This window comes from Klebsiella sp. BIGb0149, assembly GCF_004362605.1.
Lineage (GTDB): Bacteria > Pseudomonadota > Gammaproteobacteria > Enterobacterales > Enterobacteriaceae > Klebsiella > Klebsiella terrigena.
The window spans coordinates 198,110-223,029 of record NZ_SNYG01000007.1 but is presented as its reverse complement, the minus strand read 5'-3'; the positions used below and the strand labels follow the sequence as shown (position 1 = coordinate 223,029).

The window sequence follows — 24,920 nt, the reverse complement described above, 5'->3', positions numbered from 1 at the left end:
GCCAGCAAAAAGGGAGCCGCTGGCTCCCTTTTTTGTATGATTACCGCTGCCGGCCGGCCAGCCGAATCAGGCTTCAATATCCGCCATATCGCCTTTTTCCTGCAGCCAGTTGCGACGATCTTCCGAGCGCTTCTTGGCTAACAGCATATCCATCATCGCGTTGGTCTGCTGCTCGTCCTCATCGCTGATAATCAGCTGAACCAGACGGCGGGTATTGGGATCAAGCGTGGTTTCACGCAGCTGCATCGGGTTCATTTCGCCCAGCCCTTTAAAGCGCTGAACGTTCGGCTTACCCTTCTTGCGCTTGAGCTGCTCAAGTACCCCGGCTTTCTCTTCTTCCGTCAGCGCGTAGTAAACCTCTTTGCCGAGGTCGATACGGTACAGCGGCGGCAGCGCCACGTGGACGTGTCCGTGCTTGACCAGCGTGCGGAAGTGCTTAACGAACAGCGCGCAGAGCAGCGTGGCGATGTGCAGGCCGTCGGAGTCCGCATCCGCGAGGATACAGATCTTGCCGTAGCGCAGCTGGCTCAAATCATCGCTATCCGGATCGATACCGATCGCCACCGAAATATCGTGCACCTCCTGCGAGGCCAGCACTTCATCCGAAGAGACTTCCCAGGTATTGAGGATCTTGCCCTTCAGCGGCATGATCGCCTGATACTCGCGGTCGCGCGCCTGCTTGGCAGACCCGCCCGCAGAGTCCCCTTCCACGAGGAACAGCTCGGTACGGTTGAGGTCCTGAGCGGTACAGTCCGCCAGCTTGCCCGGCAGCGCAGGGCCGCTGGTCAGCTTCTTACGCACCACCTTCTTGGCCGCGCGCATCCGGCGCTGGGCGCTGGAAATCGCCATTTCGGCCAGCAGCTCCGCGGCCTGGACGTTCTGGTTCAGCCACAGGCTGAAGGCGTCTTTTACCACGCCGGAAACAAAGGCTGCGCACTGGCGCGAGGAGAGGCGCTCTTTGGTCTGGCCGGCGAACTGCGGATCCTGCATTTTTACCGACAGCACGTAGGCGCAGCGATCCCAGATATCCTCCGCCGAGAGCTTGACGCCGCGCGGCAGAATATTGCGATATTCGCAGAACTCGCGCATCGCCTCCAGCAGGCCCTGGCGCAGGCCGTTAACGTGCGTCCCGCCCTGCATGGTCGGGATCAGGTTGACGTAGCTTTCGGTTAACAGCTCGCCGCCTTCCGGCAGCCACAGCAGCGCCCAGTCGACCGCTTCGGTTTCACCGGAGAAGTTGCCGACGAACGGCTGTTCCGGCAGCAGCGGCAGGCCGTTCACCGCTTCGCGCAGATAGTCCGTCAGGCCATCTTCATAGCACCAGCGCTGCTCGCTGTTGTTCACCAGGTCACGGAAGACGATCTCCACGCCGGGGCACAGTACGGCTTTGGCTTTGAGCAAATGGGTCAGGCGCGATACGGAGAAGCGCGGGCTATCGAAGAAGCTTTCATCCGGCCAGAAGTGGACGCTGGTACCGGTATTACGTTTGCCGCAGGTGCCGGTGACGTGCAGCTCTTCAACCTTATCGCCGTTCTCAAACGCAATGCTGTAGACCTGGCCATCGCGGCGTACGTTAACCTCAACGCGCTTCGACAGGGCGTTGACCACCGAAATACCCACCCCGTGCAGGCCGCCGGAGAACTGGTAGTTCTTACCGGAAAATTTGCCGCCGGCGTGCAGCCGACACATGATCAGCTCAACCGCCGGAACCCCTTCTTCAGGATGGATATCGACCGGCATTCCTCGCCCGTCGTCGATAACTTCCAGCGATTGATCGGCATGAAGAATGACTTCCACGCGTTTGGCGTGGCCGCCCAGTGCTTCATCCACACTGTTATCAATAACTTCCTGACCAAGATGGTTAGGACGTGTCGTGTCGGTGTACATTCCCGGGCGGCGGCGAACCGGCTCTAGCCCGGTGAGTACCTCAATGGCATCAGCGTTGTATGAAGATTGCGTCATGGTGTGTATTCGTAGGTAGTCCAGGAATGCTTAGCGCAGGCCCAGAAAATCGATAATCTGAGTGAAATGATCTTCAAAGCCGACAAATGCATGATTGCCGCCCTCCTCTACCGTCTGCCGACATGAGGCGTAATAGCCAACGGCCTGGCGATAATCCAGCACTTCATCGCCCGTTTGCTGTAACAGCCAGAGTAAATCAGGCGATTCCAGCGGGTCGATTTGCATGACTTTGAGATCGTAAATATGGCGAGACTCTAGCACATATTGCTGCCCCGTGTACGGATTCTCATTGAGGCCGAGGAAATTGTTCAGCAGCTCAAACGGGCGTACGGCCGGGTTTACAACCACCGTTGGCAGCATAAAACACTGCGATAGCCAGGTTGCGTAGTAGCCTCCCAGCGAAGAGCCGACAACGCCCAGCGGTTCCCCGCCGTGCTCGAGTACGATCGCTTCCAGCAGCTCCGCCGCTTCAGCGGGGTAAACCGGCAGCTCCGGCACCACCATGTTAATTTCAGGATAATTTTGCGCCAGCCACGCCTTCAGCGCCGTCGCTTTAGCCGAGCGCGGCGAGCTGTTAAATCCGTGCAGATAGAGGAGCGTAGCCATCAGTATCCTTCTGAAGCGATATCCGGGTGAAATTTCACGCCGCTAAGGCGGCAAACTTCGGTCGTCAGGGTGCCGTCGGGATGCAGATCCAGCCAGCGCCAGCCGGGAGAAACGGTATCCAGCGTGAAGTTGTCGCAGTGCGGCTTAAACTGCACGCAGGTTGACGGCGTGGCCATCATGCGTCGCCCGCCCCAGTTGAGATCCAGCTCCTGATGAATATGACCGCACAGCAGATGCCTGACGCGAGGAAAGGCGGCCAGAGCGCGATCGAGCGCCGCGGCGTTGCGCAGGCTATGCTGATCCAGCCAGCTGCAGCCCGAGGCGAGAGGATGATGATGCAGCAGCAGCAGCGTATAGCGTTCCGGCTCTGCCGCGAGCTTGTGCTCAAGCCACTCCAGCTGAAAATCGCTTAATTCACCGTGGGGAACGCCGAATACCTGGCTGTCCAGCAGCAGTACTTGCCAGCGTTCGCCGAGCAGAACGCGCTTGGCGGAGGAAATGCCTGATTCCTGCAGCGTGCTGTACATTGCCGGCTGAAAGTCATGATTGCCCGGCAGCCAGACGCAGGGCGCAGCAAAACTCGCGATACCCTCAGCGAAGTGCTGATAGGCCGCGGCCGAGTGGTCCTGTGCCAGATCGCCTGTCGCGACAATCAGATCGCACTGGCGCTGTGAGGCGTGGATGGCATCCAGCACGGCCTGATAGCTTTCCCAGGTATTGATGCCTAACAGCGTTTCATGTTTTTCAGCAAACAGGTGAGTATCAGTAATTTGTAATATCCTGACTCTGGCCTCACCAGCCAAAGGAAGGTTTAACAGGCTTTCCAAATGGTGTCCTTAGGTTTCACGACGCTAACAAACCGGAATCGCCATCGCTCCATGTGCTAAACAGTATCTCAGCCAGTCGGCTAAGAACTGGTTAATTTGATGCTTTTCGTCGCGTTGATGCAACTTTTTATTAGGATAATCATACCGCGCTTTGAAGCGAAAAATCTGCTGACTCGAACACACTTCGGCCACCATCGCGTCATGATACAGTCGTACCGTCATGGACGGTAAACTCCAGTAGCTCACCGCCGGCGCCGTTTGCTCAATCGACACCAGTGTAGTGTAGCGGGTCGACTCAACGATCGTTAGCCGGTACTGCGCACTGCCCACCTGGTAGCCCGCCATATCGCCCACTGCGTCGGTTCGAGGCAGCAGGCGGCGCAACTGGGCAAAATTGGTTTCACACAGGCGCATCATTTCAGGGAAGTCAGGCGTATAACGCTTCATTTTGACCACTCATTACGTAAATTGTGATAGTGCAGCTGCAGCCATTGCAGCGCGATGACAGAAGCTGCGTTGTCGATCTTCCCTTCTTCTACCCACTGATAGGCCTGCTCCCTGCTGACCACATGAACCCGAATATCCTCATTTTCATCCGCCAGGCCGTGGATGCCTTTTGCCGTCGTCGCATCGACTTCCCCCACCAGAATCGACAGCCTCTCGCTGGTGCCGCCGGGGCTGGCCAGATAGCTCAGCATCGGCTTTATCCGTCCAACGTCAAGGCCCGCCTCTTCCACCGCTTCACGCCGGGCGACCTCCTCAGGCGTTTCGCCCTCTTCAATCATGCCGGCCACCATTTCGAGCAGCCACGGGCTCTCGCTGGTGTCATAGGCGGCAATGCGAATCTGCTCGACCAGCACAACTTCATCACGTATCGGGTCAAAGGGTAGCAAGACGGCGGCATGCCCGCGCTCAAAAATTTCGCGCGTCACTTCGCCGCTCATCCCGCCGTTGAACAGGCGGTGGCGAAAGCGGTATAAATCCAGCGAAAAAAAACCACGATAAAGCGTTTCGCGTGCAATAATTTCTACATCGTTTTTAGCGAAGGTAATTCCCTGCTTGTTGGGCTTGCTCATTGTCGGTGTCCTGCGAATTCGAAAGTAGGGATTTATAAGCCGTTTGGCTACCGTTTTACAGTCCGTATGTTAGATTGGTGCAAATTACCGCCGGATGGCACGTAACGCCAACTTTTTACGGCGGCAGACTCTATACAATCAGCAGATATATTTAGCTTTTGGGCAGCGCTTTATGCTTCACAACAAGGAATGCAAATGAAGAAATTTTTCCCCATCCTTATCGGCCTGGGCCTGACTGGCTTCAGCGCCATAAGCCAGGCAGAAAACCTGATGCAGGTTTATCAGCAGGCGCGCATCAGCAACCCTGACCTGCGTAAATCAGCAGCCGATCGTGATGCTGCATTCGAAAAGATCAACGAAGCACGTAGCCCGTTACTGCCTCAGCTCGGTCTGGGTGCAGATTATACTTATACCAACGGCTATCGCGACACCAATGGCCAGGACTCCAACGTCACCAGCGGCTCGCTGCAGCTTACGCAAACGCTGTTCGATATGTCAAAATGGCGCGCCCTGACGCTGCAGGAAAAAGCGGCCGGTATTCAGGACGTCACCTATCAGACCGATCAGCAGACGCTGATTCTGAACACCGCCACGGCCTACTTTAACGTGCTGAGCGCCATCGATACGCTCTCCTATACCGAAGCGCAGAAACAGGCGATCTATCGTCAGTTGGATCAGACCACCCAGCGTTTTAACGTCGGCCTGGTTGCCATTACCGACGTGCAGAACGCCCGTTCCCAGTACGACTCCGTGCTGGCCAACGAAGTCACCGCGCGTAACAACCTCGACAATGCGGTAGAAGCGCTGCGTCAGGTGACCGGCAACTACTATCCGCAGCTGTCGTCGCTGAACGTTGACGGCTTCAAAACCAACAAGCCGGAAACGGTGAACGCGCTGCTGAAGGAAGCGGAAAACCGCAACCTGTCGCTGCTGCAGGCTCGCCTGAACCAGGACCTGGCGCGCGAACAGATTCGCCAGGCGCAGGATGGCCATCTGCCGACGCTGGATTTAAATGCCTCTACCGGCGTATCCAACTCCAGATATAGCGGTTCCAATAATTCGACGCCAGACAACGATGCCGGGCAGAACAAAATCGGCCTGAGCTTCTCACTGCCGCTGTATCAGGGCGGGATGGTTAACTCGCAGGTGAAACAGGCGCAGTACAACTTCGTCGGTGCCAGCGAGCAGCTGGAAAGCTCGCACCGTACCGTGGTGCAGACCGTTCGCTCTTCCTTTAATAACATCAACGCCTCAATCAGCAGCATCAACGCCTACAAACAGGCCGTGGTCTCTGCCCAGAGCTCCCTTGACGCGATGGAAGCCGGCTATTCCGTTGGTACGCGTACCATCGTTGACGTGCTGGATGCGACAACTACGCTGTATAACGCCAAGCAGCAGCTCTCAAGCGCACGTTATAACTACCTGATTAACCAGCTGAACATCAAGTCCGCGCTCGGTACGCTGAACGAGCAGGATCTGGTTGCGTTGAACAATACGCTGGGCAAAGCTGTCGCGACCTCACCGGATAGCGTTGCGCCGGAAACCCCGCAGCAGGACGCCAGCGCCGACGGCTACGCCAGCAGCGCGGCGCCAGCGGCTAAACCGGCAGCCGTTCATACCACGAAAACCAGCGGCGCGAATCCTTTCCGCCAATAACCTTCGTTGCGTCACCGCGCCCCGCTTAGCAGATTCCGCTAAGCGGGGCGTTAAACGTAAGGCAACGTAAAGATCTCCTCCTTTCCGCTCCTTTCCGCCCCTGGTCGCTTCATTTTCCACCACTCATCCTCTATCCTGAGCGTTAACAAACCGCCATACCACTGGGTCCAGGAAGACAAACATGAAACGGACAAAAAATATTAATCATGCCTCGTTCCGCAAAAGCTGGAGCGCTCGCCATCTGACGCCGGTCGCGCTCGCCGTGACGGCCGTCTTTATGCTCGCCGGCTGCGAAAAAAGCGACGAGACGGTTTCTCTGTATCAAAATGCCGACGACTGCTCTGCGGCCAACCCTGGCAAAGGCGCAGAATGCACCACCGCCTTTAATAACGCGACCAAAGAAGCTGAACGTACCGCGCCAAAATACGCCACCCGTGAAGATTGCGTGGCGGAGTTCGGTGAAGGCCAGTGCCAGCAAACGCCGGCTCAGGCAGGCGTCGCGCCGGAAAACCAGGCTCAGGCACAAAGCAGCGGCAGCTTCTGGATGCCGCTGATGGCCGGCTACATGATGGGCCGCATGATGGGCGGCGGCATGGGCGCGCAGCAGCCGCTGTTCAGCTCGAAAAACCCGGCCAGCCCGGCCTATGGTCAGTACACCGATGCCGGCGGCAAGAGCTACGGCGCCGCGCAGCCGGGTCGTTCTATGAACGTACCTAAGACGGCCATGGCGCCGAAACCTGCGACCACCAGCACCGTGACCCGCGGCGGCTTCGGCGAGTCGGTGGCGAAACAGTCCGCCATGCAGCGTAGCGCCGCAGGGACCACCTCATCCAAACGCTCAATGGGCGGCTAACACTCATGGAAAGAATCAGCATCACGGAGCGCCCGGACTGGCGCGAAAAGGCGAATGAATATGGCTTTAGCTTTCATACCATGTACGGCGAGCCGTACTGGAGCGAAGAGGCCTATTACAAGCTGACCCTGGCGCAGGTTGAGAAACTGGAAGACGTTACCGCCGAACTGCATCAGATGTGCCTGCAGGCGGTAGAAACCGTGATCGGCAGCGATGAGCTGATGGCCAAATTCCGCATCCCCAAACACACCTGGGGCTTCGTGCGCCAGTCGTGGAAAACCAACCAGCCGTCGCTCTATTCGCGCCTCGACCTGGCGTGGGACGGCGTTGGCGAGCCCAAGCTGCTGGAGAACAACGCCGATACGCCAACCTCGCTGTATGAGGCGGCGTTCTTTCAGTGGATTTGGCTGGAAGATCAGCTCAACGCTGGCCAGCTGCCGGCAGGCAGCGACCAGTTCAACAGCCTGCAGGAAAAGCTGATTGAGCGCTTTACCGAGCTCCGGGAACAGTTTGGCTTCCAGCTGCTGCATATGGCGTGCTGCCGCGATACCGAAGAGGATCGCGGTACCGTACAGTATCTGCAGGACTGCGCGGCCGAAGCCGGTGTCGCCACCGAATTCCTCTATATCGAAGATATCGGCCTCGGCGAAAAGGGGCAGTTTACCGACGTTCAGGATCAGGTCATCGGCAATCTGTTCAAGCTTTATCCGTGGGAGTATATGCTGCGCGAGGTTTTCTCTACCAAGCTGGAAGACGCCGGCGTACGCTGGCTTGAGCCGGCATGGAAGAGCATTATCTCCAACAAAGCGCTGCTGCCGCTGCTGTGGAAGATGTTCCCGAACCACCCTAACCTGCTGGCATCCTGGTTCAGCGAAGACGCGCATCCCGAAATGGAGAAGTACGTCATCAAGCCGATTTTCTCCCGCGAAGGCGCAAACGTGTCGATCGTTGAAAACGGCAAGGTGGTGGAAGCGGTTGAAGGCCCGTACGGTGAAGAAGGTACCATCGTCCAGGAGTTCTATCCGCTGCCGAAGTTTGGCGATAGCTATACGCTGATCGGCAGCTGGCTGATCAACGATAAGCCAGCCGGGATCGGCGTTCGCGAAGATCGGGCGCTGATCACCCAGGATCTTTCACGCTTCTATCCGCACATTTTTGTCGAGTAGTCTCCTGCCCCGGCGGCATTACGCCTGCCGGGGCATCTCCATTTCCCCGCTACGCGCCGACCAGCACTGACAGCATGCTTAACGACCCCATTTCCATTCCTTCTACCGGCACGGAAATCGGCTCTTCACCGTCCCAGGCACCCAGCACGTACAGCAGCGGCAGGAAGTGTTCCGCCGTCGGGTTTGAGAGCGATCCGCCCTCGTGCGTCAGATAGTTCACCAGAGGATGCTGCTCCGTCGGCCCTTTCCAGGTCAGGTTCGTTTTCACATACTCGTTGAACGATTCCGCCCAGGGATACGGCGTGCTTTCGCCATGCCAGCGCGCCGTGCGCAGGTTATGCACCACGTTACCGCTCGCAATCAGCATAATGCCCTCATCGCGCAGCGCCGCCAGCCGGCGCCCCATCTCCAGATGCCAGGCCGCCGGCTTGCTGCTGTCGATGCTCAGCTGCACCATCGGAATATCGGCATCCGGATACATTTTGATGAGCACACCCCACGAGCCGTGGTCGAAGCCCCAGGCTTCTTTATCCAGCGTCACCGGCACGGGTGCCAGCAGCTCAACCAGGCGCTGCGCCAGCTCAGGAGAGCCCGGAGCCGGATAGTGCGTATCGTACAGCGCCTGCGGGAAGCCGCCAAAATCGTGGATCGTTTTCGGAGCTTCCATCGCCGTGACGCCGGTACCGCGCGTAAACCAGTGTGCGGAGACCACCACAATCGCCCGCGGACGCGGTAGCGTTTCGCCCAGATGCCGCCAGGCGCGAGTATAGATGTTATCTTCCAGCACGTTCATCGGGCTGCCGTGGCCTAAAAACAACGCTGGCATTCGGGTAAGGGACATGATGATATCCTTGAGTAGAGGAGATTTGATGCCTTCACATTACGCGTTTTTGCATCAGGATAAACTCAGATAAGCATGATGATCATCATCAGAAAATTTGAATGTAAGCCGCGGTAAAGACGTCATTTCCCTCTCGCTGCCATCGGGTAAGATGGATATTATAAATGATAATCATTATCAAAGGAGCTGAGTGATGTCATCCCCCCTCATATTGACCCTGCTGGCCGGTAGCGCGACCTTTATCGGCGCGATTTTCGGCGTACTGGGCCAAAAACCGTCCAACCGTCTGCTGGGTTTTTCTCTCGGTTTCGCCGCCGGGATCATGCTGCTTATTTCGCTGATGGAGATGCTGCCCGCCGCGCTGAACGCCGAGGGGATGTCGGCGCTGCTCGGTTACGGCATGTTTGTTATCGGCCTGCTGGGCTACTTTGCGCTGGACCGTATGCTGCCGCACGCTCATCCGCAGGATCTGATGTCGCCCGGCGTCCCGCGCCCGCGCAATCTGCGCCGCGCCGCCATTCTGCTAACCCTCGGTATTAGCCTGCACAACTTCCCGGAGGGCATCGCCACCTTTGTGACGGCCAGCAATAACCTGGAGCTGGGTATGGGCGTCGCGCTGGCGGTCGCACTGCATAACATTCCGGAAGGGCTGGCGGTTGCCGGCCCGGTGTATGCTGCAACGGGCTCGCGCCGCAAGGCGGTTTTCTGGGCTGGACTCTCCGGAATGGCCGAGATCCTCGGCGGCCTGCTGGCCTGGCTGATCCTCGGCAGTCTGGTGTCGCCGGTGGTGATGGGCGCCATTATGGCCGCCGTCGCCGGGATTATGGTGGCGCTGTCGGTTGATGAGCTCATGCCGCTGGCAAAAGAGATCGATCCGCAAAGCAACCCAAGCTATGGCGTGCTGTGCGGTATGTCGGTGATGGGATTTAGCCTCGTGGCCCTGCAGGCGATGGGCATTGGCTAGCGCCAAAAACAACAAAGCCCACGGTTAAGTGGGCTTTAGAGTACAGCGAAGCCGGATTAGCTGGCTTTACGCTCGTGCTCGCGGCGATAGGCCACCAGATCTTCAATGGTGACCACGGCCATATTGTGCTGCTGAGCAAATTCGATGCACTGCGGCGCGCGGGCCATCGAGCCATCGTCGTTAGTCAGCTCACACAGAACCCCCGCCGGCTTGAAGCCTGCGAGAGTTACCAGATCGATAGTGGCTTCGGTGTGGCCGCCGCGGGTCAACACGCCGCCCGCCTGCGCGCGCAGCGGGAATACGTGGCCTGGACGATTCAGGTCAGAAGGTTTTGCGCCATCGGCAATCGCGGCGCGCACGGTGGTGACGCGGTCGGCAGCTGATACGCCGGTCGTGACGCCTTCTGCGGCTTCGATGGTCACGGTGAAGCCGGTACCGTAGGCGCTGGTGTTATTTTCCACCATCATCGGCAGGTCGAGCTGCTTGCGGCGTTCATCGGTCAGGCACAGGCAAACAATACCGCTGCCGTGGCGAATGGTCAGCGCCATCTGCTCAACGGTCATGGTTTCGGCGGCGAAAATCATATCGCCTTCATTTTCACGGTCTTCATCGTCAAGTACCATCACACCGCGGCCTTCGCGCAGTGCATTTAGCGCGTGTTCTACACGTTCAAAAGCGGTACCAAAAGAGGAAAGGAGCGTCTGATTCATGGTAAAAAAACCTCATTAAAATTATGGTTACCAGAATCAGGGCAGTCTTAGGAGTGCCGGTTAAGCGGCAAAAAAGTCAACGCAAGCGGATCGCAATCCGACTGAGCCGTTACTCTCTCCCATCCGGACTCTAACCGTCGGCCCCGGAATTACACCGGATCTGCTGACCTTTTTGCTTTCGCAAAAAGCGCTCGCGGGCTTTCAACGCTATGGTTGATTTACCGCCGGTGGGGAATTTCGCCCCGCCCTGAGAATAAGCGAGATAACTATAACGCTATTGATTATCCTCGGCAATGCATAAGCTTCAAACATTTCTGGTTTATAGGCGGCGCCGATCGCACTACAATGGACGGTAAATCGACCAGAGCAGGAAACCACCATGATTGACCCGAAAAAAATTGAACAAATCGCCCGCCAGGTCCATGAATCGATGCCGAAAGGCCTTCGTGACCTTGGGGAAGACGTGGAGAAAAAAATCCGTCAGGTGCTCCAGTCGCAGCTGACCCGCCTCGATCTGGTCAGCCGTGAAGAGTTTGACGTGCAGACTCAGGTGCTGCTGCGCACGCGCGAAAAGCTGGCGTTACTCGAACAGCGCATCAGCGATCTGGAAAGCCGAACGGCCGCGCCGAGCGTCGAAGAGAAGCAGTAAAAAAACGGGCCATCAGGCCCGTTGTTGTATCAGTGTTCCAGCTCTGTCGCCGGCGTCTCTGGCTGGCTAACCTGACGACAGTAGAGCGCATACCGCTGGCAAAACCATTCACGATGATCCTCATCCATATTGCCGACAATGGCCTCGAGATCGACAACGTGGCCCTGCGCGTGCATCCTGGCAAAGCTCAGCGCCAGAAAGTCAAAATTCTTCATTGAATACAGTTCGTTATGGTTCATCCGCATACTCCTTCAGCCGTGGGTGTTCTGAGTGGTCATATGCTTTACTGACTTCAGTATTTATCCTTACGTTAACTTTTTTTGCGCGAAAAATGCGCAAAACAAGAACAATTATTGCGCTGAATCATTTACGCCATCAATTAAATAAAAAAGGCCCGCGATCGGACGATCGCAGGCCTCTTTAAGTACGGCTTTCTCACTACCCTCCCGGCCGCACGATGCTTACCGGGACGATGGTCGAGCCGCCGCTCGGCGGGGAAATATTACTTCCCGCTATCTTTCTGGATCTTTTTGATAATGTTGGTGGTCGAACAGCCATCTTCAAAATTCAGCACCAGCACCTCGCCGCCGTTTGCCCAGACCTCTTCGCTCCCGGCAATCTGCTCTGGCTTATAGTCACCGCCTTTCACCAGCAGATCCGGCAGGATCCCGGCGATCAGGCGCTGCGGCGTGTCCTCTTCGAAAGAGACCACCCAGTCAACGGCCTCCAGCGCGCCCAGGACGATCATCCGCTGCTCCAGCGGGTTCACCGGACGGGACTCCCCTTTCAGACGTTTTGTCGACGCATCGCTGTTGACCGCCACAATCAGGCGATCGCCCAGCTTGCGCGCGTTTGCCAGATACGAAACGTGGCCCGCGTGCAGGATGTCAAACACGCCGTTGGTCATCACCACTTTCTCGCCGCGCTTGCGCGCCGCGGCCACCGCCTGCCTGAGCTCTTCTTCATTCATCACGCCAAAACCGGTCTCAGCGCGCCCGCGTACCGCGTTTTCCAGCTCGATCGGTGAAACGGTTGAGGTGCCCAGCTTGCCGACGACCACGCCGGCCGCCGCGTTGGCGAAATAGCACGCCTCTTCCAGCGTATTGCCTGAGGCGAGGGTCGCCGCCAGTACGCCAATCACCGTATCGCCGGCGCCGGTGACGTCATACACTTCCTGCGCCTGGGTTGGCATATGCAGCGGCGGTTTGCCCGGCTGCAGCAGCGTCATGCCCTGCTCGGAGCGGGTCACCAGCAGCGCGGAGAGTTCAAAATCAGCAATAATCTTCAGGCCGCGCTCAACGATTTCCGCTTCGTCCTTACATTTCCCCGCCACCGCTTCAAACTCAGAGAGGTTCGGGGTCAGCAGGGTGGCGCCGCGATAGCGCTCGAATTCGGTGCCTTTCGGATCGATCAGCACCGGGACGCCCGCATCCCGCGCCAGCTTAATCATCGTCTGCACGCTGGCCAGAGCGCCTTTTGCATAGTCAGAGAGGACCAGCGCCCCGATAGAACCCAGCGCCTGCTGAATACGTTCGTGCATGGGCTGCGGATCGACGCCGGAGAAGCCCTCTTCAAAATCGAGGCGGATCAGCTGCTGGTTGCGCGACAGCACGCGCAGCTTGGTGATGGTCGGGTGGGTCGGCACCGAAACGAAGTCGCACTTCACGTTGACGTCGGCCAGCGCTTTACTCAGCGCGCGGGCGGCATCGTCAATCCCGGTCAGGCCCACCAGCCGCGAGGTCGCACCGAGCGACGCGATATTCATCGCGACGTTTGCCGCGCCGCCGGGACGCTCTTCGATATTTTCCACTTTCACCACCGGCACCGGGGCTTCAGGGGAAATACGGCTGGTGGGACCATACCAGTAGCGGTCCAGCATCACATCGCCAACCACCAACACTCCTGCTCGTTCAAACTCCGGCAGCGTTACTTTCATTACTCACTCCTGCGAGATGCAAACTTTGCGCGCGATAATAGCACACCCGGTTTTTTAGTTAAGCTATCAACCACTTCTGCCAGCTGGCGCTAACCTGCTCACGTTCATGAGCAAAAGCCTCCGGCGCGACGTTGCCCGGCTGCTCCTGCAGCGCCAGATGGTGCAGCGCATCGCGCAGCGTGGTGTAGGCATGGGTCAACGCCCGAGCCTCTTCTTCATCCATAATGTCGTTCTGCGCCAGTAGCTCCAGAATGCGCACATTATCGGACCAGCGCGTCAGCTTCGGCTTGTCGTGGGCATAGCGTAAGACCAGATACTGGGTGATAAATTCAATATCGGTGATCCCGCCGGCATCAGCTTTGATATCAAAGCGATCGCGCTGCTTATTGCCAAGATGGGCGCGCATTTTTTCACGCATTTCCCGTACCTCGGTCTGCAGCGTCGCCCCCTCGCGCTGGCGGGTGAGGATAGCGCGACGAATCTCATCAAAGCGGATCTGCAGCTCGGGATCGCCGTAAACCACCCGCGCGCGGACCAGCGCCTGATGTTCCCAGGTCCAGGCTTCATTTTGCTGATAGTCGGCGAAGGAATCGGTGGTGGTGACCAGCATGCCCGCGGCGCCTGACGGACGCAGGCGGGCATCCACTTCATAGAGGATCCCTGAAGAGGTGCGGGTGCTGAAGAGATGCATAATGCGCTGCGCCAGCCGCAGATAGAACTGGCGGCCGTCAATCTCGCGTTCGCCGTCGGTCATGGCCTCCGGCGGGCAGTCGTGGAGGAATACCAGATCCAAATCGGAGCTGTAGCCCAGCTCCCAGCCGCCCAGCTTGCCGTAGCCGACGACGGCAAAGCCGCGCCCCTGACGGTCGCGCAGGTGCGTCGGCTGGCCATAGCGCGCCACCATCTGCATCCACGCCTGCTGGACAACCGCATCGATCATCGCCTCGGCCAGCCAGGTTAAGTGATCGCTCACTCTCATCACCGGCAGCGTACCGGCGATATCCGCAGCGGCAATGTGCAGCAGCTGCGCCTGCTTAAATTGACGCAGTGCCTCCAGCTGCTGCTCTTCGTCCTCTTCCGGTACGCGCAGTAAATACTGGCGCAGCTCATCGCGATAGGCGTCGGTCGCCGTCGGCTGATAGAGCGTATTCGGGTCCAGCAGCTCGTCCAGCAGCAGCGGGTGGCGCGCCAGCTGGCTGGCGACCATCGGCGAGGCGGCGCACAGGGAGATCAGGTGCTTGAGCGCACCGGGGTACTCGCTGAGCAGCTCAAGATAGGTCGTGCGGGTCACGATACCGGTCAGCAGCGGCGTAATGCGCGCCAGCGGCACCGGCGCGTCCGCTCGCGAGCACACTTCGCTGAGCAGATGCGGCATCAGCTGATCCAGCACCTGCCGTCCGCGCGGGCCAATGGTGCGCCTGTCGAGCTCTTTGCGGAAATCGGCGATCAGCGCCAGCACGCTGCGCCGGTCGGTATCATCGAGGTGCGCCAGCGCCGGGCTGGTGTCATCCTCCTCCAGCGCGTCCTGCCACAGCTCGCGCCAGTACTCGGCAAGCTGTTCATCAGGCGACTGCGCTTCGTCATCGCCAATCAGATCGTTGAATACCCGCCTGACGCTGGCCATTTTCTCTTCCAGCTGCGCGCTGAGCGTCGCCCAGTCGGCAACGTGCATTCCCCACGCCAGGCGAGCGCGGTTGAGCTCATCCTGCGGCAGGGTTTGCGTCTGCTCATCGTTGATGCTTTGCAGCAGGTTTTCGAGACGACGTAAAAACAGGTAGGCCTCGCGCAGCCGGGAAGCATCGCCTTCCGGCAGCAGATGCAGCTCCTCAATAGCCGCCAGGGTTGGCAGCAGCGCCCGCAGCTGCAGCGCGGGCTCGCGGCCGCCGCGGATCAGCTGAAAGACCTGGACGATAAATTCAATTTCGCGGATCCCGCCGGCGCCGAGCTTGATATTGTCCTTCAGCCCGCGGCGGCGAACCTCGCGGGCAATCATCCCTTTCATATTACGCAGCGACTGGATCACGCTGAAGTCAATATAGCGGCGGAATACGAACGGCCGCAGCATGGCGCGCAGCTCGCTGGCATAGATGCCTTCGTTATCGCCCATGATCCGCGCCTTAACCATCGCATAGCGCTCCCAGTCTCGCCCCTGCTCCTGGTAGTAATCCTCCAGCGCGGCGAAGCTCAGCACCAGCGGGCCGCTGTCGCCAAACGGGCGCAGGCGCATATCCACGCGGTAGACAAAGCCGTCCTGGGTGGCCTGATCGAGGGCCTTAATTAAACGCTGGCCGAGGCGGGTAAAGAACTGGGCGTTATCCAGCTCGCGACGCCCGCCGCGGGTTGCGCCGTGCTCCGGCCAGGCAAAAATCAGGTCGATATCGGAGGAAAAGTTAAGCTCTCCTCCGCCAAGTTTACCCATCCCGAGGATCAGCAGCGGCTGCGGCTTACCTTCGGCGCTGCAGGGCGTGCCCCACTCCCGGCAGCAGGCGGCGTATAGCCAGTCCCTGGCGGCGACAATCAGCGTCTCCGCCAGCGCGCTAAGCTGCTGCAAACTACTCTCTTCGCTGACCAGCGACAGCGCCTGCGCCCAGGCGATGCGCACCATAATCCGGCGGCGGAACAGGCGCAGCTCGCGCATCAGCGCCGCTTCGTCATTCACCTCCGCCAGCGCCGCCTGCAGCCAGTCGGCATAGTGACGCCACTCATCCGCTTCCGGCGGCGAGCTCTCCAGCTCAGCCAGCCACTGCGGCTGGGCGATCAGGCTCTGCTCGACGAAATCGCTGAACGCCATAACCGACTGCGCCTGCGGACTTAACGTGGATAATGGAAAATCCGCTGGTAGTCGGTCTACAACCGTCTGCCAGTGCTGCTGTAACTGCGAAGAAAGCGGCATTATAGGGGTCTCCCTGGCCTGAAATTATCGTTTTCCACTATGCAGCCAGAACGGTTCCGCGGCCAGCGCCTGGCGACGGAAATATTCAATGACGCTGCTGTCCCGGTGCTCAACGGCCCGGCGAAGCTCTTTCCAGTTTTCCAGCCACGGCGATGCGGCGTCGGCGTAAGCGCCGGCTAACAGCTGAACAGTGTCGATCTCGCGCGCCAGCCGCGGAAGCTGACCTTCATACTCGTCGCCCAGCGACTGCAGGAAGGCATTCTTTAATTCTGCCGCCGCACGCGAAAGCTGAATATCGGCAAAGCGTTTAAAAGATCCGGCAATTTTCTTCTGCCCATTTTCGTTGAGGAACTCGCGCCAGCCGCGGTTTACCAGCCATTCCGTCAGCGTCAGCCTGGCGCTGACTGCGGCGATGCTGAACAGCGCCGCCTGCGCATTTTCGGCCTCAGACAGCGCCGCTTCCGCTGCGCTCAGCTGCTCGCGCAGCGCCGCGCTGGCTTTACGCGGCACGATACCGCCAAACAGCGCCAGCGTATGGCGCAGGCGGGCAATCGCGCGCAGAATTTCGCCTTTTGCCGCCGGGTTGCCGCGGCTCAAGACTTCATCATGATAGAGCCAGTGGGCCAGGGCATTTTCCAGCGCCGCCTCCATTCCCTGCTCGACGCTGGCCTTCGCGACTGTCGGCAGGATATCCAGCGCGATCGGCGACCGTTCGCCGTTGCCCTGGGCCAGATGGTAGCCTCGCGCCGCCTTGCTCAGGCTTCCCTGACGCAGCGCGCCGGTATCCAGCAGACGACGGGCGAGGGTCAGGACATCGGCGGTATTGCCGGACAAAAGCTCCAGCTCCAGTTCACAAATCGCTTCCTGATGCTCACCGGCCTTTACCTCGCCGCGATCGAGGGCGATCTCAATCTGGCTATCGCCTTCGCTGACGACCCATTTTTCACGTTCAAAATCAGTGCTGAAGAGCGGCTGTACGCTGTTCTCCAGCTCGGCAGGCAGTTCGCCCTGCGGCCAGACTTCCGCCGGCAGCAGGCTCAGGGCCAGCTCCGGTTTCTCCAGCGGGATGTTGTACTCCGGGCGCTGATGCAGCCCACCCACCACTCGTCCGGCAATTTTCAGGGTCATTTCGTAGCGACCGCGATCGCCGCGAATACGCAGACCCATATCGTGACGGCGCAGCCAGTTATCCGCCGTTTCATAGTAAATATTGAGCAGCTTTCCTGCGGGCGTATGCTGCGCATTGAGCGTATTAAGGTGCTGACGCAGTGTTTCCACACCGCTGTCGGAGACGATAAATTTTAATTCGATTTCTTGCGCCATAACTGAATTCTTCCGCTTCTGTGCTCTGCAGGGAAAATACGGCGAACTAACGCCGATATTTCTTGTCAGTAGATAATATTTTGCGGCGAATCGCCATGCAATGCGCAATTTGCCGGGCCACCTCCTGGATGTTTCCGATTGTGGCGGAAAACTTTGCGTCGCTATGGTGATGCCACTACTATCGTTCAACTTTTTATGACCAAACGATGACCTGATGCCTAAATTACGCCTGATTACGATAACTTTGCTGGCGCTTAGCGCCGCTACGGCGGTTCATGCAGAAGAAAAACGCTATGTTTCTGATGAACTGAACACCTGGGTCCGCACCGGTCCTGGCGATAATTATCGCCTCCAGGGAACCATTAATGCCGGGGAGCAGGTCTCTCTGCTGCAAACCAACGACAGCACCAATTATGCCCAGATCCGCGACGGCAACGGCCGCACCGCCTGGATCCCGCTGAAAGAGCTGAGCAACGAGCCCAGCCTGCGCACCCGCGTACCGGATCTCGAAAATCAGGTTAAGACCCTGACCGACAAGCTAAATAACATCGACACCACCTGGAACCAGCGCACGGCGGACATGCAGAAAAAGGTCGCCGGGAGCGATAACGCCATTAACGCCCTGAAAGATGAGAACCAGAAGTTGAAAAATGAGCTGGTTGTCGCGCAGAAAAAGGTCAATGCCGCCAATCTGCAGCTTGATGATAAGCAGCGCACCATCATCATGCAGTGGTTTATGTACGGCGGCGGCGTGCTGGGCGTCGGCCTGCTGCTTGGTCTGGTGCTGCCGCACCTGATCCCGAGCCGCAAGCGTAAAGACCGGTGGATGAACTAATTCGTCTTCTCTGCCAGACTTACGTATCATCCAGCGCAAAGTGGATACGGGAGAAGCAGGCGTGAAGATTTATTTGGTCGGCGGTGCCGTCCGGGATGCATTACTCGGACTACCGGTCAAAGACAGAGATTGGGTGGTGGTGGGCGCCGCGCCCTCAGAGCTGCTTGACGCGGGCTACCAGCAGGTAGGCCGCGATTTTCCCGTGTTCCTGCACCCGCAAAGCCGGGAAGAGTACGCCCTGGCGCGAACCGAGCGTAAGTCAGGCGCCGGCTACACCGGCTTCACCTGCTACGCCGCGCCCGACGTCACCCTCGAACAGGATTTGCTCCGCCGCGACCTGACGGTTAACGCCCTCGCCCAGGACTCGGACGGCCAGATTATCGACCCCTACGGCGGCCAGTCCGATCTGCGCCAGCGCCTGCTGCGCCACGTTTCACCGGCCTTTAGCGAAGATCCGCTGCGCGTTCTGCGCGTCGCGCGCTTTGCCGCCCGCTACGCCCATCTCGGGTTCCGCATTGCGGACGACACCATGGCGCTGATGCGCGCGATGGCCGATGCCGGCGAGCTGGCGCATCTGACCCCGGAGCGGGTATGGAAAGAGACCGAGGGCGCGCTGGGCACCCGCAATCCGCAGGTCTTTTTCCAGACCCTGCGCGACTGCCGCGCGCTCGGCGTGCTGTTCCCGGAAATCGAGGCGCTGTACGGCGTACCCGCGCCGGCCAAATGGCACCCGGAAATCGACACCGGCCTGCATACCCTCATGACCCTGAGCATGGCGGCGATGCTGTCGCCGGAAATCGACGTGCGTTTCGCGACCCTGTGTCACGATCTGGGCAAGGGGCTGACGCCGAAAGCGCTCTGGCCTCGTCATCACGGCCACGGGCCGGCCGGCGTCAAGCTGGTCGAGCAGCTTTGCGCCCGCCTGCGCGTCCCGAATGAGATCCGCGACCTGGCGAAGCTGGTCGCCGAGTTCCACGATCTGATTCATACCCTGCCGATTCTGCAGCCCAAAACCCTGGTCAAGCTGTTCGACAGCATCGACGCCTGGCGCAAGCCGCAGCGGGTGGAGAAAATTGCCCTCACCAGCGAAGCCGACGTCCGCGGCCGAACCGGCTTCGAGGCCTGCGACTATCCCCAGGGGCGCCTGCTGCTTGAAGCGTGGCATGTCGCCCGGTCGGTATCGACGAAAGAGGTGGTCGCACAAGGATTTAAAGGGCCGGAGATTCGCGAGGAGCTGACGCGTCGGCGTATTGCGGCCATCGCGCAGTGGAAGGAAGAACGCTGCCCTCAGCCAAAAGACTGAGGGCCAGGGTCTTAGAAGAAGACCACGTAAACAACTGCCGCCACGATAAAGCGGTAGATTGCGAACGGGATAAACGAAATACGTTTAATCAGCTGCAGGAAGGTTTTAATCGCAATCAGCGCCACGATAAACGCCATAATAAAGCCGACGGCAAACATCGGAATATCGCTGGCGTTCAGGAAGCCGATGCTTTTATAAACGTCCAGCACGGTGGCGCCCATCATCATCGGTACTGCCAGCAGGAACGAGAACTCAGAGGCCGCATAGCGGCTCACGCCCATCAGCATACCGCCGGAAATCGTCGCGCCGGAGCGAGAAAAGCCCGGCCACAGCGCCAGGCACTGGAAGCAGCCAATCACGAACGCCTGACGATAGGTCATATCGTCAACGCCTACCGCGCGCGGCTCCTTCGGCTTCAGCACCTCAGCGGCAATCAGCAGCACGCCGCCGACAATCAGCGCGTACATCACGTTTATCGGGTTGAACAGCGACTTAATGGTGTCGTGGAATATCAGGCCCAGCACCACCGCCGGGATCATCCCCAGCAGAATATGGATAAGCGACAGGCGACCGCTGCCCTGCCCTTCATGCGCAGGTGGTTTACCGAAATGGATACCGATCAGGCCAAACAAACGACGCCAGAACATCACGACAACGGCAAGAATAGAACCTAACTGAATGACCACCTCAAATGTATTTGCAGTATCACCTTCAAACCCCAGCAGATGGCCAACAATAATCATATGGCCAGTACTGGAAACAGGTAAAAACTCTGTCAAACCCTCAACCACACCCAATATTGCCGCCACCAGCAGCGAGTGTATATCGCTCATCCAATAAACCCTTTAAAAGTAAAATGAAAAAACCAGGCACTACGAGCCATGCCATCAGGCGTCATTGGGGCAGCCAGCTAGGCCTCGGACGGCGCGTCAATTCCGGAGCGTACACGGAGTACGCGAGGAATTCGAGCCCCGTTCGAGGAGAAGATGGCAAATAAAATAACCTGATGACCGGCACTAAGACCTGTATAAGCCCAAATTGTTTAATCAATATGACCTTAAAAGTTTTGTTTCAGATTAAGGCCACGCTCAATGATGACGCCGACGTTGGCCGCGCGGGCAACCGCTCCCGGCTTGCTGACTTTAATTCGCACCCACGGCGAGGAAAATTTTGCCAGCAGCAGATCGGCAATCTCTTCAGCGACGCGCTCCACCAGCGCAAAGCGGCCCCCTTCAACGTGGTTGATAACCAGTTCGCTAATATCGGCATAGCTAAGGCAATCGCTCACATCATCGCTGGACGCCGCTTTGCGGTTATCCCACGCCATTTCGATATCGAACACCAGCTTCTGTTCAATGGTTTGTTCCCAGTCATAAACACCAATAGTGGTGATTACCGAAAGTTGCTCTATAAATACAATATCCATCACGACCTGCCTGCTTTTTGGCTAAACCGGATACCACTTCCGGCGAATTATGCGTATTATCCACAGATGCAAAGACATCCCCTAAATAATTTGCGTTGCAGCAAGGCGGCGGCGCAGCGAGCTTCCGGGAGCATAGCATCACTATGTATCCGGGCGCGCGAGGAGAGCCAACGCACCGGCCGCGCCAAGGATGACGGGGATAAAACGACACTTTCAAAATGGAACAGCTGATGAGTGCAATCGCGCCTGGACTCGTTATCCTTGCCTACCTCTGCGGCTCAATTTCCAGCGCCATTCTGGTTTGCCGCCTCGCCGGCCTGCCCGACCCTCGCGATAGCGGCTCGGGCAACCCCGGGGCGACCAACGTCCTGCGGATTGGCGGCAAGGGAGCGGCCGTAACGGTGCTTATCTTCGACGTGCTCAAAGGCATGCTGCCGGTCTGGGGCGCATGGGCACTCGGACTGACCCCTTTCTGGCTGGGCCTGGTGGCGATCGCCGCCTGCATTGGTCATATCTGGCCGGTGTTCTTCAATTTTCGCGGCGGCAAGGGCGTTGCGACCGCCTTCGGCGCCATTGCGCCCATCGGCTGGGATTTAACCGGCGTCATGGCCGGAACCTGGCTACTGACCATTCTCCTCAGCGGCTACTCTTCGCTCGGCGCCATCGTCAGCGCGCTTATTGCGCCGTTCTACGTCTGGTGGTTCAAGCCGCAGTACACCTTTCCGGTATCGATGCTCTCCTGCCTGATCCTCCTGCGCCATCATGACAATATCCAGCGCCTGTGGCGCCGTCAGGAAACCAAAATCTGGGCCCGGCTGAAGAAGAACAGGAAAAAACCGCAGCAGAAATAACCGCCGCGCCCGGCGCCGCCGGGCACGATTTTCCCCGACAATATCTTTTGATTCCCCGTCCTGACAGCCAATCATTCCACCACGCTGTCGATTCAAAGATAAACCTTTCGCAACAATCACTTAGTTATGTCTTATAACCAAAAATGATTTATTGGCCCGCCCGGCGATGTTTACTCTGAATCTCCTGATAAGACACAACAGAACAATAATATGACAGACGTAATCAATTCGGCGCCGATTGCAGCGGCAGGGGCGCCCGACGGCGAAGTTAAATGGATACGCGGCGCGGCGGACGTTTCGCGCCTGATTAACGAGGGCAGCAGCGGGCGCAACAACGCGCGCATCGTCATGGGCATCGCGCTGGGCGGCATTTTTCTCGATGCCTACGATCTCGGCTCCCTGGCCTTTGGCCTGAAGGACATTACCCGTGAATTCAACCTGACGCCCGCCGGCACCGGCATGGTGGCCTCAGCCATCACCTTCGGCGCCATCGTCGGCGCGCTGCTGGGCGGCTATCTGACGGATAAAATCGGCCGCTACCGCGTCTTTATGGCGGATATGCTGTTCTTCGTGGTTGCCGCAATCGCCTGCGCGCTGGCGCCCAACGAATACGTCCTCACCGGCGCCCGATTTGTCATGGGGCTCGGGGTGGGTATTGACCTGCCGGTGGCGATGGCCTTCCTGAGCGAATTTTCTAAACTCAAAGGGCCAGGCAACAAAGCCGCCAGCGTGGCCATGTGGTGCCCGACCTGGTACGCCGCCATCAGCGTTTCGTACCTGCTGGTGCTGTTTTTCTACGCCGCGCTGCCGGAAAGCCACAGCGACTGGCTGTGGCGGCTGATCCTCGGCTTCGGCGCAATCCCCGCGCTGGTGATTATCGCCATTCGCAGCCGCTATATGAGCGAGTCGCCGGTTTGGGCCGCCAATCAGGGCAACCTGCGTGAAGCGGCCTCGATTCTGCGCCAGGCGTACAATATCAACGCCCACGTGGCGCAGGACGCGCTGGATAAACCGGCGCCGGTGGTGAAAAAAGCGCAGTGGAGCAACTATTTACGCCTGTTCCAGGGGGTTTACCTGCGGCGTACGACCCTGGCGACGCTGCTCTCGGTGGTCTCGTCATTCGCCTATAACGCCGTCGCCTTCGGCCTGCCGGTGATTATCTCCAGCTTCTTCGTGCAGTCGATGCTAACCACAATCCTGATCTCGCTGGCGCTGAACCTGCTCTTCGCCTTCGTCGGCGGGCTGCTGGCGGTACGCCTGGTGCCGCGCCTTGGGGCATGGAAAATGTCGCTGGCGGGATACGGCTGCCAGCTGGCGGCGCTGCTGGGGCTGGCGCTGATTGGCCGCCCGGAAGGCGCCGCCGAAGGGATCGCCGCGGTCGCCATGCTGGCGCTGTTCCTCTTCGGCCAGGGCTTTGGCCCCGGCGCGCATACCATGACCTTTGCCTCGCTGAGCTACCCAACGTCGCTGCGCGGCGTTGGCGTCGGCCTCAACCAAACCCTGATGCGCAGCAGCTCAACGCTGTCGCTGTTCCTCTTCCCGCTGCTGGTCGCGGCGCTGGATACGCGCGTCTTTTGGGTTATCGCCGCGGCGCCGCTCATTGGCCTGCTGTCGCTGCTGGCCATCCGCTGGGAACCGTCGGGCTACGATATCGACGCCGAGGATTATCAGGATAAATAGCGTTACCCCCGGGCGCTCGCGCTGAGCGCCTTTTACCCACCGCCCCTCAACCGTTCAACATGTAGCTATCCCGCCTGCGGGGGAAGGTCCAGGGATGGAGCCTATCCGCAGCCGGCGGCGGTTTACAGGGATAATAAGCATAAGCTTTTCATATGATCGGGATGCTTTGCGGCCGATCAATACTCATCGCTGCTGTTTTTTCTTGAGTTTGCAGGGGCGCAACATTGCACAGCACCGTGTTACCACAGACAAAAAAAGGCTGGCAGGCTACGCTGGATCTCCGCTTTCAATCTATCGGCGATAAAACGGTCCTGACCTCTTCCCGTCACGTTGGCCCGTTAACCGTCCAGCGCCCTTTTTATCCCGAAGAAGAAACCTGCCACCTCTATTTATTGCATCCGCCTGGCGGCATCGTTGGCGGCGATGAGCTGACGATTACCGCCGCCCTCGACGGCGGCAGCCACGCGCTGATGACCATGCCCGGTGCCAGCAAGTTTTACCGCAGCAGCGGCGCGCAGGCGCATCTGCACCAGCGCTTCACCGTCGCGCCGCAGGCTATTCTTGAATGGCTGCCGCAGGACGCCATTTTTTTCCCCGGCGCGCGGGCTAATCTGCAGACCACCTTCCATCTTTGCGCCACCAGCACCCTTTTAGCCTGGGATCTGCTGTGCCTCGGCCGCCCGGTGATGGGCGAAACCTTTAGCCACGGCACCCTCGCGAACCGGCTGGAGGTGTGGGTTGATGAGACGCCGCTGCTGGTAGAACGCCTGCGTCTCGCCGACGGCCAGCTGGCCTGCATCGCCCAGCGGCCGTGGATAGGAACGCTGCTGTTCTATCCGGCCAACGAGACCCTGCTCGACGGCGTACGCGAACGGCTCGCCGGGCTTGCCAGCTACGCCGGCGCCAGCCTGACCGACGGCCTGCTGACGGTCCGATTTTTAAGTGATGATAATTTGCTGTGCCAGCGGGCGATGCGCGATATCTGGCAGTTTATGCGCCCGCATCTGACCGGGAAACCCCCGGTTCCTCCCCGAATCTGGCTGACCTGAGAGAACGCTATGGAACTGACCCCCAGAGAGAAAGATAAGCTGCTGCTGTTTACCGCCGCGCTGGTGGCGGAGCGCCGCCTGGCCCGTGGGCTGAAGCTGAACTACCCGGAAGCGGTGGCGTTAATTAGCGCCTTTATTATGGAGGGCGCCCGCGACGGCAATAGCGTGGCGGCGCTGATGGAAGAGGGCCGCCACGTCCTGAGCCGCAGCCAGGTGATGGAGGGCGTGCCCGAAATGATCCCCGATATCCAGGTCGAAGCCACCTTCCCGGACGGCTCGAAGCTGGTCACCGTCCACAATCCGATAATCTGAGG

At 58.9% G+C, this 24,920-nt stretch carries 24 protein-coding genes, 1 pseudogene and 1 riboswitch; of the genes and pseudogenes, 11 read left to right on the top strand and 14 right to left on the bottom strand.

All coding sequences use genetic code 11. The features are described 5' to 3' along the window. Window positions 1–66: 66 nt before the first annotated feature. Genes parE through nudF form a run of 5 tightly spaced genes read right to left on the bottom strand, consistent with a single transcriptional unit; the run spans window position 67 to window position 4,471 of the window. Window positions 67–1,962 (bottom strand): DNA topoisomerase IV subunit B, encoded by a 1,896-nt coding sequence (gene parE / locus EDF75_RS22340; RefSeq protein WP_041147272.1) that lies wholly within the window; start codon window positions 1,960–1,962, stop codon window positions 67–69. A 30-nt stretch (window positions 1,963–1,992) separates the two neighbouring features. After that, complete coding sequence (gene yqiA / locus EDF75_RS22335) at window positions 1,993–2,568, bottom strand: esterase YqiA (protein ID WP_045856855.1); 576 nt, start codon at window positions 2,566–2,568, stop codon at window positions 1,993–1,995. Next, window positions 2,568–3,395 (bottom strand): 3',5'-cyclic-AMP phosphodiesterase, encoded by an 828-nt coding sequence (cpdA, locus tag EDF75_RS22330; RefSeq protein WP_133600907.1) that lies wholly within the window; start codon window positions 3,393–3,395, stop codon window positions 2,568–2,570. Before cpdA ends, yqiA begins: the two co-directional genes overlap by 1 nt. A 24-nt stretch (window positions 3,396–3,419) precedes the next feature. Continuing rightward, window positions 3,420–3,842: a DUF1249 family protein gene (locus EDF75_RS22325; protein ID WP_041147275.1), complete on the bottom strand. Its 423-nt coding sequence runs from the start codon at window positions 3,840–3,842 to the stop codon at window positions 3,420–3,422. Then, window positions 3,839–4,471 carry an ADP-ribose diphosphatase gene (gene nudF / locus EDF75_RS22320; protein WP_045856852.1) on the bottom strand — a complete coding sequence of 211 codons (633 nt, stop codon included), beginning with the start codon at window positions 4,469–4,471 and terminating at the stop codon, window positions 3,839–3,841. The genes EDF75_RS22325 and nudF overlap by 4 nt, the downstream gene beginning before the upstream one ends. Before the next feature lie 195 nt (window positions 4,472–4,666). Between nudF and tolC the strand changes: the two genes are divergently transcribed. The 3 genes from tolC (at window position 4,667) to EDF75_RS22305 (ending at window position 8,146) form a co-directional block, all read left to right on the top strand. Further along, window positions 4,667–6,127, top strand: coding sequence for an outer membrane channel protein TolC (tolC, locus tag EDF75_RS22315; protein ID WP_133600906.1), 1,461 nt, complete (start codon window positions 4,667–4,669; stop codon window positions 6,125–6,127). 181 nt (window positions 6,128–6,308) lie between these two features. Further along, window positions 6,309–6,980 carry a DUF1190 family protein gene (locus EDF75_RS22310; RefSeq protein ID WP_133600905.1) on the top strand — a complete coding sequence of 224 codons (672 nt, stop codon included), beginning with the start codon at window positions 6,309–6,311 and terminating at the stop codon, window positions 6,978–6,980. A 5-nt stretch (window positions 6,981–6,985) separates the two neighbouring features. Beyond that, on the top strand, window positions 6,986–8,146 hold the full coding sequence (locus EDF75_RS22305; RefSeq protein WP_095099561.1) for a glutathionylspermidine synthase family protein: 1,161 nt from the start codon (window positions 6,986–6,988) through the stop codon (window positions 8,144–8,146). Between the two features lie 49 nt (window positions 8,147–8,195). Here the strand turns inward: EDF75_RS22305 and ygiD are convergent, their stop codons facing one another. After that, entirely contained in the window at window positions 8,196–8,987 is a 792-nt protein-coding gene (ygiD, locus tag EDF75_RS22300) for a 4,5-DOPA-extradiol-dioxygenase (RefSeq protein WP_133600904.1), read from the bottom strand. Between the two features lie 193 nt (window positions 8,988–9,180). Between ygiD and zupT the strand changes: the two genes are divergently transcribed. After that, entirely contained in the window at window positions 9,181–9,951 is a 771-nt protein-coding gene (gene zupT, locus EDF75_RS22295; RefSeq protein WP_041147281.1) for a zinc transporter ZupT, read from the top strand. A 56-nt stretch (window positions 9,952–10,007) separates the two neighbouring features. On the opposite strand, the gene ribB is transcribed toward zupT, so the two are convergent. Then, window positions 10,008–10,661 (bottom strand): 3,4-dihydroxy-2-butanone-4-phosphate synthase, encoded by a 654-nt coding sequence (ribB, locus tag EDF75_RS22290; protein WP_045856843.1) that lies wholly within the window; start codon window positions 10,659–10,661, stop codon window positions 10,008–10,010. Between the two features lie 107 nt (window positions 10,662–10,768). After that, window positions 10,769–10,920, bottom strand: a riboswitch (FMN riboswitch). A 120-nt stretch (window positions 10,921–11,040) separates the two neighbouring features. Here ribB and ubiK point away from each other — a divergent pair. Next, a complete protein-coding gene (gene ubiK, locus EDF75_RS22285) occupies window positions 11,041–11,310 on the top strand; it encodes a ubiquinone biosynthesis accessory factor UbiK (RefSeq protein WP_041147283.1) in 270 nt (89 codons plus the stop codon). Window positions 11,311–11,339: 29 nt separating this feature from the next. Here ubiK and glgS read toward each other — a convergent pair whose 3' ends face one another. The 4 genes from glgS to EDF75_RS22265 form a co-directional block, all read right to left on the bottom strand. Further along, on the bottom strand, window positions 11,340–11,549 hold the full coding sequence (gene glgS / locus EDF75_RS22280) for a cell surface composition regulator GlgS (RefSeq protein WP_115191857.1): 210 nt from the start codon (window positions 11,547–11,549) through the stop codon (window positions 11,340–11,342). Between the two features lie 263 nt (window positions 11,550–11,812). Further along, window positions 11,813–13,246, bottom strand: coding sequence for a bifunctional D-glycero-beta-D-manno-heptose-7-phosphate kinase/D-glycero-beta-D-manno-heptose 1-phosphate adenylyltransferase HldE (gene hldE / locus EDF75_RS22275; protein ID WP_133600903.1), 1,434 nt, complete (start codon window positions 13,244–13,246; stop codon window positions 11,813–11,815). 58 nt (window positions 13,247–13,304) lie between these two features. Then, entirely contained in the window at window positions 13,305–16,142 is a 2,838-nt protein-coding gene (gene glnE, locus EDF75_RS22270) for a bifunctional [glutamate--ammonia ligase]-adenylyl-L-tyrosine phosphorylase/[glutamate--ammonia-ligase] adenylyltransferase (protein ID WP_166646230.1), read from the bottom strand. 21 nt (window positions 16,143–16,163) lie between these two features. Then, window positions 16,164–17,462, bottom strand: coding sequence for a CYTH domain-containing protein (locus tag EDF75_RS22265; RefSeq protein WP_133600901.1), 1,299 nt, complete (start codon window positions 17,460–17,462; stop codon window positions 16,164–16,166). Between the two features lie 214 nt (window positions 17,463–17,676). Between EDF75_RS22265 and EDF75_RS22260 the strand changes: the two genes are divergently transcribed. Together EDF75_RS22260 and EDF75_RS22255 are read left to right on the top strand one after the other, a co-directional pair. Further along, window positions 17,677–18,297 (top strand): TIGR04211 family SH3 domain-containing protein, encoded by a 621-nt coding sequence (locus EDF75_RS22260; RefSeq protein WP_041147288.1) that lies wholly within the window; start codon window positions 17,677–17,679, stop codon window positions 18,295–18,297. A 61-nt stretch (window positions 18,298–18,358) separates the two neighbouring features. Continuing rightward, window positions 18,359–19,600, top strand: a complete 1,242-nt coding sequence (locus EDF75_RS22255; protein ID WP_133600900.1) for a multifunctional CCA addition/repair protein — start codon at window positions 18,359–18,361, stop codon at window positions 19,598–19,600. Window positions 19,601–19,611: 11 nt separating this feature from the next. Here EDF75_RS22255 and bacA read toward each other — a convergent pair whose 3' ends face one another. Both bacA and folB read right to left on the bottom strand, forming a co-directional pair. Further along, window positions 19,612–20,433, bottom strand: a complete 822-nt coding sequence (bacA, locus tag EDF75_RS22250) for an undecaprenyl-diphosphate phosphatase (RefSeq protein ID WP_045856829.1) — start codon at window positions 20,431–20,433, stop codon at window positions 19,612–19,614. 224 nt (window positions 20,434–20,657) lie between these two features. Beyond that, window positions 20,658–21,026 carry a bifunctional dihydroneopterin aldolase/7,8-dihydroneopterin epimerase gene (gene folB, locus EDF75_RS22245; protein WP_095099587.1) on the bottom strand — a complete coding sequence of 123 codons (369 nt, stop codon included), beginning with the start codon at window positions 21,024–21,026 and terminating at the stop codon, window positions 20,658–20,660. Between the two features lie 230 nt (window positions 21,027–21,256). On the opposite strand from folB, the gene plsY reads away from it, so the two are divergent. Both plsY and EDF75_RS22235 read left to right on the top strand, forming a co-directional pair. Continuing rightward, on the top strand, window positions 21,257–21,877 hold the full coding sequence (gene plsY / locus EDF75_RS22240) for a glycerol-3-phosphate 1-O-acyltransferase PlsY (protein WP_041147754.1): 621 nt from the start codon (window positions 21,257–21,259) through the stop codon (window positions 21,875–21,877). A 210-nt stretch (window positions 21,878–22,087) separates the two neighbouring features. Continuing rightward, a complete protein-coding gene (locus EDF75_RS22235) occupies window positions 22,088–23,557 on the top strand; it encodes an MFS transporter (protein WP_133600899.1) in 1,470 nt (489 codons plus the stop codon). A 151-nt stretch (window positions 23,558–23,708) separates the two neighbouring features. Here the strand turns inward: EDF75_RS22235 and EDF75_RS27405 are convergent. Then, window positions 23,709–23,792, bottom strand: a pseudogene (locus tag EDF75_RS27405) (short-chain dehydrogenase); the annotation flags it as partial. On the opposite strand from EDF75_RS27405, the gene EDF75_RS22230 reads away from it, so the two are divergent. Continuing rightward, complete coding sequence (locus EDF75_RS22230) at window positions 23,782–24,606, top strand: urease accessory protein UreD (RefSeq protein ID WP_045856824.1); 825 nt, start codon at window positions 23,782–23,784, stop codon at window positions 24,604–24,606. The pseudogene EDF75_RS27405 and the gene EDF75_RS22230 sit on opposite strands and share 11 nt — an antisense overlap. A gap of 9 nt (window positions 24,607–24,615) precedes the next feature. Next, on the top strand, window positions 24,616–24,918 hold the full coding sequence (locus EDF75_RS22225; protein ID WP_041147294.1) for an urease subunit gamma: 303 nt from the start codon (window positions 24,616–24,618) through the stop codon (window positions 24,916–24,918). Window positions 24,919–24,920 lie beyond the last annotated feature (2 nt).

Bases quoted from the DNA above. Each gene is read 5' to 3' on its own strand.
- EDF75_RS22305 (WP_095099561.1), top strand. From the start codon at position 6,986: ATGGAAAGAATCAGCATCACGGAGCGCCCGGACTGGCGCGAAAAGGCG.
- ubiK (WP_041147283.1), top strand. From the start codon at position 11,041: ATGATTGACCCGAAAAAAATTGAACAAATCGCCCGCCAGGTCCATGAA.
- glgS (WP_115191857.1), bottom strand. From the start codon at position 11,549: ATGAACCATAACGAACTGTATTCAATGAAGAATTTTGACTTTCTGGCG.
- nudF (WP_045856852.1), bottom strand. From the start codon at position 4,471: ATGAGCAAGCCCAACAAGCAGGGAATTACCTTCGCTAAAAACGATGTA.
- hldE (WP_133600903.1), bottom strand. From the start codon at position 13,246: ATGAAAGTAACGCTGCCGGAGTTTGAACGAGCAGGAGTGTTGGTGGTT.
- folB (WP_095099587.1), bottom strand. From the start codon at position 21,026: ATGGATATTGTATTTATAGAGCAACTTTCGGTAATCACCACTATTGGT.
- bacA (WP_045856829.1), bottom strand. From the start codon at position 20,433: ATGAGCGATATACACTCGCTGCTGGTGGCGGCAATATTGGGTGTGGTT.
- EDF75_RS22235 (WP_133600899.1), top strand. From the start codon at position 22,088: ATGACAGACGTAATCAATTCGGCGCCGATTGCAGCGGCAGGGGCGCCC.
- EDF75_RS22310 (WP_133600905.1), top strand. From the start codon at position 6,309: ATGAAACGGACAAAAAATATTAATCATGCCTCGTTCCGCAAAAGCTGG.
- parE (WP_041147272.1), bottom strand. From the start codon at position 1,962: ATGACGCAATCTTCATACAACGCTGATGCCATTGAGGTACTCACCGGG.
- ribB (WP_045856843.1), bottom strand. From the start codon at position 10,661: ATGAATCAGACGCTCCTTTCCTCTTTTGGTACCGCTTTTGAACGTGTA.
- EDF75_RS22325 (WP_041147275.1), bottom strand. From the start codon at position 3,842: ATGAAGCGTTATACGCCTGACTTCCCTGAAATGATGCGCCTGTGTGAA.
- yqiA (WP_045856855.1), bottom strand. From the start codon at position 2,568: ATGGCTACGCTCCTCTATCTGCACGGATTTAACAGCTCGCCGCGCTCG.
- ygiD (WP_133600904.1), bottom strand. From the start codon at position 8,987: ATGTCCCTTACCCGAATGCCAGCGTTGTTTTTAGGCCACGGCAGCCCG.
- EDF75_RS22260 (WP_041147288.1), top strand. From the start codon at position 17,677: ATGCCTAAATTACGCCTGATTACGATAACTTTGCTGGCGCTTAGCGCC.
- plsY (WP_041147754.1), top strand. From the start codon at position 21,257: ATGAGTGCAATCGCGCCTGGACTCGTTATCCTTGCCTACCTCTGCGGC.
- zupT (WP_041147281.1), top strand. From the start codon at position 9,181: ATGTCATCCCCCCTCATATTGACCCTGCTGGCCGGTAGCGCGACCTTT.
- EDF75_RS22225 (WP_041147294.1), top strand. From the start codon at position 24,616: ATGGAACTGACCCCCAGAGAGAAAGATAAGCTGCTGCTGTTTACCGCC.
- EDF75_RS22265 (WP_133600901.1), bottom strand. From the start codon at position 17,462: ATGGCGCAAGAAATCGAATTAAAATTTATCGTCTCCGACAGCGGTGTG.
- tolC (WP_133600906.1), top strand. From the start codon at position 4,667: ATGAAGAAATTTTTCCCCATCCTTATCGGCCTGGGCCTGACTGGCTTC.